Consider the following 11,931-nt stretch of genomic DNA (forward strand, 5'->3'; position numbering starts at 1 on the left):
GCGCCAAATGAAAAAACGCCGGCGGGTTGCCCCAACCGGCGTTTCCGTTGCGCACTTTAAGCGTCGCTTAAAAATCGTTCACGGTCCGTAGCGAGCGACCCGAGGTTGGCGCGAGAAGCGCAGCCGTACATGAGTACGGCGAGCATCGCAGGGCCAAGATCGGGCCGCGCAGTAGGACTGTGAGCGATTTTTTTTAGATTTCTTCGTACAGCGGCAGGGTCAGGAATTCCGCAAAGTCTTCCGACGTCGACATCTGTTCGAAGATCACTGCAGCGCGGTCAAAGTGGCCCACCGCGCCCGTCTCCTTCACCTTGGCCAATTCTTCCGGGATCAGCTTGCGCACCAGTTCGGCCGTGACCTTGGTGCCGTCTTCCAGCTTGCCCTTGGGCGAGCGGATCCACTGCCACACCTGCGAGCGGGAGATTTCCGCCGTGGCGGCGTCTTCCATCAGGTTGTGGATCGGCACGCAACCGTTGCCGGCCAGCCAGGCACCCAGGTAGTGGATGCCGACGTTGATGTTCATGCGCAGGCCAGCTTCGGTGATCGGCGTTTCCGGCTGGAAGTCCAGCAGGTCCGCAGCCTTCACTTCCACGTCCGGGCGTTGCTTCTCGAACTGGTTCGGCTTGTCGCCCAGCACTGCCACGAATTCCTTCATGGCCGGCTCGACCAGGCCCGGGTGCGCCACCCAGCCGCCATCGTAGCCGTCGGTCGCATCGCGCTTCTTGTCGCCGATGATGCCGGCCATGGCGATGGCGTTCTTCTCCGGATCGTTCTTGATCGGGATCAGCGCGCTCATGCCGCCGATGGCGGGCGCACCGCGCTTGTGGCAGGTCTTGAGCAGCAGCAGCGCGTAGGCGCGCATGAACGGCGAGGTCATCGTCACCTTGGCGCGATCGGCCAGGCAGAAGTTCTTGTCGACCTTGAACTTCTTGATGCACGAGAAGATGTAGTCCCAACGGCCGGCGTTCAGGCCTGCGCTGTGCTCACGCAGTTCGTACAGGATTTCTTCCATCTCGAACGCGGCGAGGATGGTTTCGATCAGCACAGTGGCCTTGATCGTGCCTTGCGGCAGGCCGATCTCGTTCTGTGCCATCACGAAGATGTCGTTCCAAAGGCGCGCTTCCAGATGGCTTTCCATCTTCGGCAGGTAGAAGAACGGGCCGGCGCCACGCGCGATCTGCTCCTTTGCGTTGTGGAAGAGGAACAGCGCAAAGTCGAAGATGCCGCCGGACACGCGCTCGCCGTCGATCAGCACATGCTTCTCGTCCAGATGCCAGCCGCGCGGACGCACCTGCAGCGTGGCGATCTTGTCGTTGAGCTTGTAGGTCTTGCCGTTCTGCTCCAGCGTGAGCGTGCGGCGAATGGCAGCCTTCAGGTTGACCTGGCCCTGGATCTGGTTGTGCCAGCTCGGCGAATTCGAATCTTCGAAGTCGGTCATGTAGCTGTCCGCGCCCGAGTTGAACGCGTTGATGACCATCTTGGCATCGACCGGGCCGGTGATTTCCACGCGGCGGCAATGCAGTGCCGGCGGGATCGGAGCAACCTTCCAGTCGCCTTCACGCACGGCCTTGGTTTCCGGCAGGAAATCCGGGCGCTCGCCGGCGTCCAGGCGCTTGGCGCGCTCGACACGGGCAGCCAGCAGCTCTTTACGACGCGGCTGGAAGGCACGGTGCAGCTTGGCGACCAGCGCCAGCGCTTCGGGGGTCAGAATGTCTTCATAGGCCGGCAGAATCTCAGCCTTGATCTCCATGCCTTGGGGCAGCGTGAGCGCCATGGTTGTTCTCCAGAGGATGATGTGAGGGTTGAACGCGCTTTGGTCTTACTTTGGCCCTATGACTGGGCCGATTCAATGCAATGCCTTACGTCGCTTGTGTTGCCTGCACGAACTGCAGCAGATCGCGCATATCGTGGCCGGCCGCGGTAGGCGCCACGTCGAGTGCCTCGGGCGGATGCCCCAGGCGGTTGATCCAGAACGTTGTGAAGCCGTACCACGTCGCGCCGCAGGCATCCCAGCCATTGGACGAGACAAACAGAATCTGTTCCGCCGGCACACCAAACGCTTGTGGCGCCAGCGCATAGGCCTGCGGCGCGGTCTTGTAGAGCTTGACCGCGTCGACCGACAGCACGTGATCGAACAGCCCGGACATGCCGGCACTCTTCACGGCAATGTCGAGCATCTGCGGGTTGCCGTTGGAGAGGATGCCCAGCGGCAAGCCCATCTCACGCAGGCGGCGCAGCGCGGGCACGTTCTCGGGAAACGCCGACAGGCAGGCATATTCGCGCATCAGCGTGGCTTCGTCGTGGGCGGAAAGCTCTACGCCCAGGCGTGCCGCCGCATAGCGCAGCGCATCGACGGTGATGTCCCAGAACGGCTTGTAGTGTTCACCCGAGGGGCCGGCCAGCGAGCGGATGCGCGTGTAGTCGATCTGCTTGTCGCGCCACAGCACCGACAGTGCTTCGCCCTTGCCGGCAAACAGTTGCTCGGCGCGCGCGGCCACGGAATACACGTCGAACAACGTGCCATAGGCATCGAACACCACCGCCCGAATCGAACGCATCAGAAGCTCCACGGACCCGAAGGCTACCCGCTTGTACGTTCCATTACGCAGAACGCCTTGCCGACCTTCGCAACGAGGGCCATTGTAGAAAAGCTGACGCACCGCACAAAGACGGCAATGGTCACTTGATCTTTAACTTTTACCAATGGAATGACGAGTGATAACCTTTATATTCGTCACAATCCCGCAGGCCCCGGTTGCCACGGTATACATCAGGCATGGATCATTTCAAGCAGCTCGAAACCTTTGTCGCCGTCGCCACACGCGGCAGCTTGTCCGCCGCCGCCGCCGCGGAGGGCGTGGCGCCTGCCATCATCGGGCGCCGCATCGACGCGCTGGAGGAGCGCCTGGGCGTAAAGCTGCTCGTGCGCACCACGCGGCGCATCACCCTCACGTTCGAGGGATCGGCGTTCCTGGAAGATTGCCAACGTATTCTCAATGACCTGCACAACGCCGAGGCCAGCGTCTCGGCCGGTGGCGTAAAAGCCAGCGGGCACCTGCGCGTGACCGCCCCGGCCGGTTTTGGCCGCCGCCATGTCGCGCCGATGGTGCCGGACTTCATCGAGACGCATCCCGATGTCTCGATGACGCTGGACCTGGGCGACCGTGTCGTCGACCTGGTCAACGAAGGCTTCGATTGCGCGATCCGCCTGGGCGACCTGCCCGATTCGAGCCTCGTTTCGATCCGCCTGTGGGAAAACCGCCGCGTGGTGGTGGCTGCGCCGTCGTACCTGGAGCGCCGCGGCGTTCCAACGCAGGTGGAGCAGCTTTCGACGCACAACTGTCTGGCCTTTGGCGCCAGTGCCAACGTGCAGCGCGGCTGGGTCTTCCAGCAAGGCGGCAAGGCCGTCACCGTCAAGGTGTCGGGCACGATGGAATGCACCGACGGCGCCGTGCTGCGCGAGTGGTGCCTGCAAGGCTATGGCCTGGCGTGGCGCTCATGGTGGGAGGTCGGACACGACATTGCCACGGGCAAGCTGGTCACGGTGCTCGATGCCTTTGAAGCGCCGCCGATTGGCATCCATGCGGTGTTTCCGCAGCGCAAGCATCTGCCGCTGCGCGTGCGTCTTTTTATCGATTTTCTAAAGAACACGTATGGCAACCCGGCCTACTGGCGCCGGGCAGACGCCTTGATCGGGATGGATTAGCAATCACCCCGAGTGGGTGAAACGCCGCATGCGGCCTACAATCAAGACAAGAACATCTTCCCGCATACCACCTCAGGAGGCCGCATGTTCCAGCACATCCTCATCCCCACCGATGGTTCCGAGCTGTCGCGCAAGGCGGTGGCGGGCGCGCTCGACTTTGCCAAGACGCTGGGCGCGCGCCTGACGGCCTACACCTGCCTTGAGGAATACCCGTACACGCCGTTCTCCGAGATCGTTGTGGAGACACCGCAGGCGTTCAAGGAGCGGGTCGAAGCGCAGGCCCGCGTGGTCCTCAAGGACGTGGAGGACGCCGCCGTCAGCGCTGGTATTCGCTGCGACACCGACATGAGCTGCTTCGCCGTCCCGTACATGGGCATCATCGACGCGGCCGAACGCCATGGCTGCGACGTCATCTTCATGGCCTCGCACGGCCGGCGCGGGTTGGCCGGGCTGCTGCTCGGCAGCGAAACGCAGAAGGTGCTCACGCATACCGAGATTCCGGTGATCGTCTATCGCTGAAGCCCGCGGCGCTCACGCTACGCAAGCCGCCCCGCCCCGGGCGGCTTCTCTTTTTTTATCAGCCAAAACGAAAAAAAAACCGCGCCGTTGAGGAAGCGCGGTTCGAGAGGCCGGCGTGTGGTCAGCACGGCCGGCCCGGATACCTAGGTGCCGGATGCGTCGGCAGCCTCAGGCAACCTTCTTGGCTTGCGCCGTTTCTTCGAAGAATTGTTCGTCTTCCGTCGAGCCCTTGAGCGCCGTGGTCGACGCCTCGCGTTCGATGGTCTGCGTCACGGCATCGAAGTAGCCCGTGCCGACTTCGCGCTGGTGCTTCACCGCGGTGAAGCCCTTTTCCGCCGCCTTGAATTCGGCCTCTTGCAGCTCCACGAAAGCGCTCATCTGGTTGCGGGCATAGCCGTAGGCCAGGTTGAACATCGAGTAGTTCAGGGCGTGGAAACCGGCCAGCGTGATGAACTGGAACTTGTAGCCCATTGCGCCAAGCTCCTTCTGGAATCGGGCGATCGTGACGTCGTCCAGGTTCTTCTTCCAGTTGAACGACGGCGAGCAGTTGTAGGCCAGCATCTTGCCCGGGAACTTGGCGTGAATGGCTTCCGCAAACTTCTTGGCGTATTCCAGATCCGGCTTGCCGGTTTCGCACCACACGAGGTCAGCCACTTCTGCGTAGGCCAGACCGCGCGAGATGGCCTGCTGCAGACCGGGCTTGGTGCGGTAGAAGCCTTCGACGGTGCGCTCGCCGGTGCAGAACGGCTTGTCGTTCTCGTCCACATCGGTAGTCAACAGGTCCGCCGCCTCTGCGTCGGTGCGGGCGATCAGCACGGTCGGCACGCCCATCACGTCGGCAGCCAGACGCGCGGCGACGAGCTTGCTCACGGCTTCACGGGTCGGCACCAGAACCTTGCCGCCCATGTGGCCGCACTTCTTCACGGCGGCCAACTGGTCTTCAAAGTGCACGCCCGCGGCTCCAGCCTCGATCATGGCCTTCATCAGTTCGAACGCGTTCAGCACGCCGCCGAAACCGGCTTCTGCGTCCGCCACGATCGGGGCGAAGAAGTCGATGTCGTCCTTGCCTTCCGACCATTGGATTTGGTCAGCGCGCTGGAAGGTGTTGTTGATCTTCTTCACGACCTTGGGCACCGAGTCCACCGAGTACAGCGACTGGTCCGGATACATCTCGCCGTTGCTGTTGGCATCGCCCGCAACCTGCCAGCCCGACAGATAGATCGCCTTCAATCCGGCCTTGACCTGCTGCATGGCCTGGTTGCCCGTCAGTGCGCCCAGGGCGTTGACGAAGGGTTCGTTGTTGATCAGGTTCCACAGCTTTTCGGCACCACGCTTGGCCAGCGTATGTTCGATCTGCAGCGAACCACGCAGGCGCACGACATCTTCAGCGGTGTAACCACGCTTGATGCCCTTCCAACGCGGGTTGGTATCCCATTCCTTCTGCAGCTTTTGCACTTCGAGTTCGCGTGACATCGCACTCTCCTGTTTGATCGCATCCATCAAATAAAAACCGGTATCTCACTCTGCGCCTTGAGCCGCTGGCGCCTTCTTGGGGCGCTGCTGGTTGGCTCAAGTCATATGTCTTATATAAGAGTGTAGAAAGGGCGGGTGCAGCGCAACAAGGAGAACATGTGTACAGGCAAAACTTTTTATTCTTTATTTTTCAAATACTTATGAACCATATTTCATGATACGGAAAGATTTTTTCTATCATGAAAGGCAGGGATGGTGCCGCGCGGTGCGAATTTTTGCGGACCAAAACCCCTTTCCGCATTATGAAAAATCGTGGATATCTCTCCATCACATCGCGGTGCCACAAAAAACGCCGCAGGTGCGGCGTTCGGGATGGTGAAGGATAAGTGTGGGGAATCAGGACGCCCGCTCTACGTCCGCCAAAACGTCCCACTGCAGAAGATCGGGCGCCTTGCCTTGCAGGGCCGCCGCTAAGAACACATAGATCGCATCGATGAAACCGGCCCGAAACTCGCGCGGCAGGGCATGCGTGATGCCGTCGATTTTCGAGCGTAGCCGCATAGCCACAAAGGGCCGGCCGGCACGCGCATCAACGTGCGTACGGCAAAGAAAATCCTTGGCTGCGAGGGCGCCCGATTGGTAGTGCCGTAGCGCGTTCAACGTGCACCTCCGTAAAACGGATGCCAGGGGATGCAAGACGGTGGGGAAGGATAAGACGCGGGGCGATGCCCGCTTGATGCGATAGACATGACGTCTCCTAGATGAAGAGGCCAGCCGCTCGCTGCTAAACGAGGGTGGCGGGCCTGACGACGGCGTTAGCAGACCGGCCATCTAGAAACCGGCAGACCCGAAGGTCTCACCGCCCGGCCCGCCATGAAGCATAGGCGTGCGCAAGCACCGGACATTGTCCGTCTAGATGGCACATCTGGTGGGCTGCTAAACCCGGCTGCTCGAATGAACAGCGCGCGAATTATATCGCGCGCCCCTCCCCCTCAAAATCGGAATCAGCCTCGAGACAGTCGATGCGCCACCCAATCTCCGCCCGTGATGACGGGGCGCCCCGCAATGTGCTGCGGGCTGACCGGATAGACAATGCAGTCGACCGGTTCGCTGCCCAGCATGACGACGGCGTGGTTCTCCCGCAGGAACAGCGCATCGCCGCCGGGGTAGACCTCTTCGATCTCGTCCAGCACGGGAACGAGCGCCGCATCGATGCGATATACATCGCCACGTACGGCGGTGCCGGTCGGGTCCAGCACGAGGCCGGGGTACGCACCAAAGTCGTACAGACGGCCGTGCAACGTGGCGGTACCGAGCAGCTCCGGTTCGGGAATGCCACGCTTGGCCGCGGCAACGCGCAAATCATTCGCCTCACCGGCCCGCAGCGTGCCGTAGACGAATACGTGGATGGCATTGGCGCGGGTCATTCGAGCATGTCCTGCGAAACCAGCACGCCGTCTTCATCGGCATAGATCCACTCGCCAGACTGGATGTAAGCGCCCGGCATCTGCACGCCGACTTCGCGCTGCCCGGCGTTTTTCTTGATGCTCTTGCGCGGATGCACGGCCAGGGCGTGAATGCCGACGTTGCATTCGGCCAGCTCGCGCGTATCGCGCACGCAGCCGTTGAGCAGAATCCCTTCCCAACCGTTCTCTTCGGCCAGCTTGCCGAGGTTGCCGCCCACCAGCGCACAGCGCAGCGAGCCACCCCCGTCGATCACCAGCACGCGGCCGGCGCCCTGTTCTTCCAGCGCGGCGCGTACCAGGCCGTTGTCTTCAAACACCTTGAGCGTGGAAGCCGGGCCGGCAAACGCGGCGCGCTTGCCGAAGCTGCGGAACACCGGCGTGAGCACGCGCAGGCTTCCATACACCAGCTTGTCTTCGTGCATGTCGCACAAGTCAGTTACGGGAATCATCGTCATGGCAATGGTGGATGGGCGTTGGCGAAAACAAGAAATGAAAGCGGAATCAACTGCGTGACTGTGCATGCAACGAATCGATCGTCGCGCGTGGGCTGATGATGTTCGGATCGGTCTGCACTTCGATGATGCTCGCCACAAGCGCGGCAAGTGCCGTCTCCACCGCAGACTGGAAGCCTTCAAGCGAGCGCACCGTATGCCCTTCGGCGCCGTAGGCTCTGGCCAATGCGGCGAAGTCCGGGTTGCGCAGCTCGGTACCGCTCACGTGCTCGGGGTACTCGCGTTCCTGGTGCATGCGGATGGTGCCGTACATGCCGTTGTTGACCACGATGAAGATCACCGGCGCGTTGTACTGCATGGCGGTCGCCAGTTCCTGGCCGTTCATCAGGAAGCAACCGTCACCGGCCATGCAGATGACGGGCGTGTCGGGGCTGACGATCTTGGCGGCCACCGCAGCGGGGGCGCCATAGCCCATCGCCCCGCTCGTGGGGGCGAGTTGCGTTCGCGAGCCTGCCGCCAGCGCACCGTATTGATAGAAGCGATGCAGCCACGTGGCGTAGTTGCCTGCGCCGTTGGTCAAGATGCTGTGGCGAGGCAGGCGCTCGCGCAGCCATTGCATGGCGCGGGCCATGTCGATGCCCTTGCCGCCAAACGGCGGTGGCACGATGTTGGCGCGGTAATCGGCATTGGCGGCTTCTGTCCAGGCGGACCAACGCGGCGGCGCATCAGGCGACACGCCATCCAGCGCTTCGGCAATCGCGGGCATCGACGCGTGGATCATCAGATCAGCCTGGTAGACGCGTCCCAACTCTTCCGCACCGGCGTGCACGTGGACGAGCGTCTGCTTCGGGCGCGGCACATCGAAGAGCGTGTAGCCCGAGGTCGTCATCTCGCCCAGGCGTGTGCCGATGGCAAGCACGACGTCGGCGTCTTTCACGCGCGCCGCGAGCTTCGGGTTGATGGCGATACCGACATCACCGGCGTAATTGGGGTGGCGGTTGTCGAACAGGTCTTGCCGACGGAACACGCAGCCTGCGGGCAGATTCCAGCGCTCGGCAAAGGCCTGCATGCGGGCGGCGGCTTGCGGCGTCCAGCCGGAACCGCCCAGCAGCAGCATCGGGCGCTCGGCGTCCTGCAGCAGCGTCTTCAGCCGGGCAAGATCATGCGGGCTGGGCCACGCCATCGCGCGGGCTTTCGTTGCCACCTCGGGCGGCACATCAGCCACGGTGGCGACGTCGGTCAGCATGTCTTCGGGCAGCGCCAGCACAACCGGGCCGGGGCGGCCGGCGGTGGCAGTCTGGAAGGCGCGTGCGATGTATTCGGGGATGCGTTCGACGCTATCGATCTGCGCGACCCACTTGGCCATCTGGCCGAACATGCGGCGGTAGTCGATTTCCTGAAACGCTTCCCGGTCGACGAAATCGCGGCCGACCTGGCCGATGAACAGGATCAGCGGCGTGGAGTCCTGAAACGCAGTGTGTACGCCAATGCTGGCGTTGGTGGCGCCCGGCCCGCGCGTGCAGAAGACGATGCCGGGGCGGCCGGTGAGCTTGCCGTACGCATCCGCCATGTTGGCCGCACCGCCCTCTTGCCGGCAGACGATGAAGCGTGCGCGGTCGCGGCGCTGATAAAAGCCTTCGAGCACAGACAGGTAGCTCTCGCCGGGCACGCCGAAGGCCATGTCGACGCCATGGGCCAGCAGTGCATCAACAAGAATCTGGCCGCCGTGGCGGGGCTCAACGACAAGGCTGGCGGGGCGTGCGGCTGGTGTCTCCATGGCGGGTGCTCGCGCTCTCGATCCGTTGACGACACGATGGATCATAGCGGAACGCGCCGCCGTGGCGACTACATCTGGCGGAACAAATGTGCGTATTGCCGCGCGACGGGCAGCGTCTCGGTGCGCCCGCGGATTTTCAGCCCCAGGCGGCCCAGCGACAGATGCACCGCGCTCGACACATGCGCCACGTTGACCACCGTACCGCGATGCACCTGCCAGAAGTGCTCGGGGTCGAGCTGGGTCAGCAGGTCACGCAGGCTGGTGCGGATGAGGGATTCTCCGCTGGCCGAAACCACGTTGACGTACTTGTCGGTCGCTTCCAGATAGATCACGTCATCCACGGGGATGAAGCGCACCTCCTGCCCGACCAGCGCCTTGATAAAGCGCAGATAGCCGCCCTGCGGCGTGGCACGCGTTTGCGCAGCGCCCTGCAGGCCGGCAAGACGCTCGACGAGTTCCGCCAGCGTCTGCGCGGGGTCCGTGGCAGCGGCGCTGGCGTTGCCGTTCGGGCGCGTGCCGAGCCGGTCCTTCAGCCGCTTGATGGTCTCGGCCAGGCGCTCGGTCTGCACGGGCTTGAGCACGTAGTCGACCGCGGCCTGCTCGAAGGCATCGAGCGCGAACTGGTCATACGCGGTCACGAACACCACCAGCGGACGGTCTTCCCGATCCGACAGCTCGCGCGCCACGTCAATGCCCGACAACCCCGGCATGCGGATGTCGAGAAAGACCACATCGGGCGCCTGCCCGTCGGCCGCGTCGTCAACCACGTCGAGCGCGGATTGCCCATCGTGCACGGCCGGCAGCAACGTGGCCTCGGGCCATAGCGCCGCCAGTTCAGCGACGAGGTTCTCAGCCAGTGCCGGTTCGTCGTCGGCAATCAGCAAGCGTGGGGAAGCAGGCATCGATCAGGTTCCGGCGGATACGCGCGAAGACAGTGCATCGGTGGCAGTGGCGTTGGCCGCGGAGCGCGAAAAGCGGCAGCGCCATTCCGGCGCGTCGGCTTGAGACGGTACGGGCGCCGTTTCGTGCGCCAGCGGCAGTTCGACGATGATCGTCACGCCGTGCGGAACGGTCTCCGTGATCGTCAGGCGTGCATCGCCATCAAACAAGCGCGACAGGCGTTCACGCACGTGCGTGAGCCCCAGCCCCGATCCCTTGGCGCCGTCATTGCCGAAACCGACACCCGTATCGCGCACTTCCAGCACGAGCCGCTCGCCCTCGCTGCTGGCCGCCAGGCGCGCAGACAAGGCGATCTCGCCGCCCTCGCGTGCGGGCTCGATACCGTGCACCACGGCGTTTTCCACCAGCGGCTGAATCAGCATCGGCGGGATGACGATGTTGGCGATGGCGTCGTCCAGCGCCAAGGAGAAACGCAGGCGATTGCCGAAGCGCAGCGCCTGGATGTCGAGATACGCGCGCAGCAGGGCAAATTCCTGCGCGAGCGTGCACTGCTCGGCGCGTGCGTGCGAGAGCGAGCTGCGCAGAAAGCCGATCAAATGCTGCAGCAGACGCCGCGCCGCAGCCGGGTCCCGGGCGATCAGCACATCGACGTGGGCCAGCGAGTTGAACAGGAAGTGCGGCTCGATCTGCGCCTGCAGCGCCATCAGTTGCGCACGTACGACCTGCTTCTCGGCTTCTTCCCGCTCCAGCGCATCGAGCGCAGCCTGGCGCTGCAATGCGGCCAGCTTGCCGCGCGACCAGTAGTAATACGTTGCGCCCAGCGCGGCCAGCATGGCGATGATGAAACTCATGCGCAGGCTGTCGGCTCGCCAGGGTTCCGCGTTAGGGTTGTTCAGGCACAGGATCGTCCGCGCGATCCACTGCCCCAGCGGCACGCCGATCAGCACTGCGCCCACGATGATCCACGGAAACATTTTCTTGTTGGGCGGGCCGTCGCCCCAGAGCACGTGACGCGGGATGCCGATCAACGAAAACATCGACAGCCCAATTGCCTGGCTGAAGATGAAGTCTTTCCAGAAGGTCTCTTCCGGCCGGATGCCGAACGCCAGCACCGCCGCAATCACCGTATTGATGACGATGATGACGGTATAGCGGATCACCCAGCGCCGGGCCAGGCGCATGCAGTCTGCAAGCGAAGGGAACGACACATTGGCGAACATGCTGGCGATCTTACCGGACGGTTCTCCGGCGTTGAAGCTTGGGGTTTCCCGCATCACCGGCGGGCGGCCTGCTCGCGCAAACGGGCGAGTTCCTGGTCGACCATGCGCTGGTAGCCGTTGCCCCGGCTCCAGGCCAGGCTGAGGCCGTGCGCGGCCAGGCCCAACCCCCAACCCAACAGTGGCCAGACAAACCAGAGCTGGCCGCGCGACAGCGCAATCGCCGCCAGCCCGGCGCTCACAGCCATGAATGACATCAGGTGAATGCGGAACCCCAGGCGCGCGCCCGCGCGGTGGCGCGCGCGGCGCAGCAGAGCGTCGTCAGACTCGACGGTTGCGGAAGTTTGGGTGTAGGGCACGGCGGACATGGCGGTCTCTTGTGGAGCCGAGGATGTCCGCAGTATAGGAATGGCGCCTGGGC

The 11,931-nt window shown here is 63.4% G+C and carries 12 protein-coding genes; 2 read left to right on the forward strand and 10 right to left on the reverse strand.

All coding sequences use genetic code 11. The annotated features are described in order from the left end of the window. Positions 1–193: 193 nt before the first annotated feature. Together aceB and ACUXH0_RS14165 are read right to left on the reverse strand one after the other, a co-directional pair. Positions 194–1,774: a malate synthase A gene (gene aceB / locus ACUXH0_RS14160; protein WP_004626584.1), complete on the reverse strand. Its 1,581-nt coding sequence runs from the start codon at positions 1,772–1,774 to the stop codon at positions 194–196. A gap of 85 nt (positions 1,775–1,859) precedes the next feature. Then, positions 1,860–2,558 carry a haloacid dehalogenase type II gene (locus ACUXH0_RS14165; RefSeq protein WP_004626582.1) on the reverse strand — a complete coding sequence of 233 codons (699 nt, stop codon included), beginning with the start codon at positions 2,556–2,558 and terminating at the stop codon, positions 1,860–1,862. A gap of 218 nt (positions 2,559–2,776) precedes the next feature. Here ACUXH0_RS14165 and ACUXH0_RS14170 point away from each other — a divergent pair, with 218 nt between their 5' ends. Then, positions 2,777–3,706 (forward strand): LysR family transcriptional regulator, encoded by a 930-nt coding sequence (locus ACUXH0_RS14170; protein ID WP_004626580.1) that lies wholly within the window; start codon positions 2,777–2,779, stop codon positions 3,704–3,706. An 84-nt stretch (positions 3,707–3,790) separates the two neighbouring features. Beyond that, the gene (locus tag ACUXH0_RS14175; RefSeq protein WP_004626578.1) at positions 3,791–4,225 is read left to right on the forward strand and encodes a universal stress protein; all 435 of its coding nucleotides are present in this window, start codon (positions 3,791–3,793) and stop codon (positions 4,223–4,225) included. A 168-nt stretch (positions 4,226–4,393) separates the two neighbouring features. Here ACUXH0_RS14175 and aceA read toward each other — a convergent pair whose 3' ends face one another. The 8 genes from aceA to ACUXH0_RS14215 all read right to left on the reverse strand — a co-directional run bounded on the left by aceA (position 4,394) and on the right by ACUXH0_RS14215 (position 11,878). After that, positions 4,394–5,698, reverse strand: a complete 1,305-nt coding sequence (gene aceA / locus ACUXH0_RS14180) for an isocitrate lyase (RefSeq protein ID WP_004626576.1) — start codon at positions 5,696–5,698, stop codon at positions 4,394–4,396. A 396-nt stretch (positions 5,699–6,094) separates the two neighbouring features. Then, complete coding sequence (locus ACUXH0_RS14185) at positions 6,095–6,358, reverse strand: hypothetical protein (protein ID WP_024541673.1); 264 nt, start codon at positions 6,356–6,358, stop codon at positions 6,095–6,097. Positions 6,359–6,702: 344 nt separating this feature from the next. Continuing rightward, on the reverse strand, positions 6,703–7,125 hold the full coding sequence (locus tag ACUXH0_RS14190; RefSeq protein WP_012435423.1) for a gamma-glutamylcyclotransferase family protein: 423 nt from the start codon (positions 7,123–7,125) through the stop codon (positions 6,703–6,705). Continuing rightward, positions 7,122–7,619: a ribonuclease E activity regulator RraA gene (rraA, locus tag ACUXH0_RS14195; RefSeq protein WP_004626570.1), complete on the reverse strand. Its 498-nt coding sequence runs from the start codon at positions 7,617–7,619 to the stop codon at positions 7,122–7,124. The genes ACUXH0_RS14190 and rraA overlap by 4 nt, the downstream gene beginning before the upstream one ends. A 46-nt stretch (positions 7,620–7,665) precedes the next feature. Beyond that, positions 7,666–9,393 (reverse strand): thiamine pyrophosphate-binding protein, encoded by a 1,728-nt coding sequence (locus ACUXH0_RS14200; protein WP_012435422.1) that lies wholly within the window; start codon positions 9,391–9,393, stop codon positions 7,666–7,668. 68 nt (positions 9,394–9,461) lie between these two features. Beyond that, positions 9,462–10,295, reverse strand: coding sequence for a LytR/AlgR family response regulator transcription factor (locus ACUXH0_RS14205; protein ID WP_012435421.1), 834 nt, complete (start codon positions 10,293–10,295; stop codon positions 9,462–9,464). A 3-nt stretch (positions 10,296–10,298) separates the two neighbouring features. Next, complete coding sequence (locus ACUXH0_RS14210; RefSeq protein ID WP_182594124.1) at positions 10,299–11,567, reverse strand: sensor histidine kinase; 1,269 nt, start codon at positions 11,565–11,567, stop codon at positions 10,299–10,301. Then, on the reverse strand, positions 11,567–11,878 hold the full coding sequence (locus ACUXH0_RS14215) for a 2TM domain-containing protein (protein WP_004626565.1): 312 nt from the start codon (positions 11,876–11,878) through the stop codon (positions 11,567–11,569). Before ACUXH0_RS14215 ends, ACUXH0_RS14210 begins: the two co-directional genes overlap by 1 nt. Positions 11,879–11,931 lie beyond the last annotated feature (53 nt).

The organism is Ralstonia sp. 110700041-2, assembly GCF_056280165.1.

Coding starts and splice junctions, on each gene's coding strand:
- aceB (WP_004626584.1), bottom strand. CDS start 1,774: ATGGCGCTCACGCTGCCCCAAGGCATGGAGATCAAGGCTGAGATTCTG.
- ACUXH0_RS14165 (WP_004626582.1), bottom strand. CDS start 2,558: ATGCGTTCGATTCGGGCGGTGGTGTTCGATGCCTATGGCACGTTGTTC.
- ACUXH0_RS14170 (WP_004626580.1), top strand. CDS start 2,777: ATGGATCATTTCAAGCAGCTCGAAACCTTTGTCGCCGTCGCCACACGC.
- ACUXH0_RS14175 (WP_004626578.1), top strand. CDS start 3,791: ATGTTCCAGCACATCCTCATCCCCACCGATGGTTCCGAGCTGTCGCGC.
- aceA (WP_004626576.1), bottom strand. CDS start 5,698: ATGTCACGCGAACTCGAAGTGCAAAAGCTGCAGAAGGAATGGGATACC.
- ACUXH0_RS14190 (WP_012435423.1), bottom strand. CDS start 7,125: ATGACCCGCGCCAATGCCATCCACGTATTCGTCTACGGCACGCTGCGG.
- rraA (WP_004626570.1), bottom strand. CDS start 7,619: ATGACGATGATTCCCGTAACTGACTTGTGCGACATGCACGAAGACAAG.
- ACUXH0_RS14200 (WP_012435422.1), bottom strand. CDS start 9,393: ATGGAGACACCAGCCGCACGCCCCGCCAGCCTTGTCGTTGAGCCCCGC.
- ACUXH0_RS14205 (WP_012435421.1), bottom strand. CDS start 10,295: ATGCCTGCTTCCCCACGCTTGCTGATTGCCGACGACGAACCGGCACTG.
- ACUXH0_RS14210 (WP_182594124.1), bottom strand. CDS start 11,567: ATGCGGGAAACCCCAAGCTTCAACGCCGGAGAACCGTCCGGTAAGATC.
- ACUXH0_RS14215 (WP_004626565.1), bottom strand. CDS start 11,878: ATGTCCGCCGTGCCCTACACCCAAACTTCCGCAACCGTCGAGTCTGAC.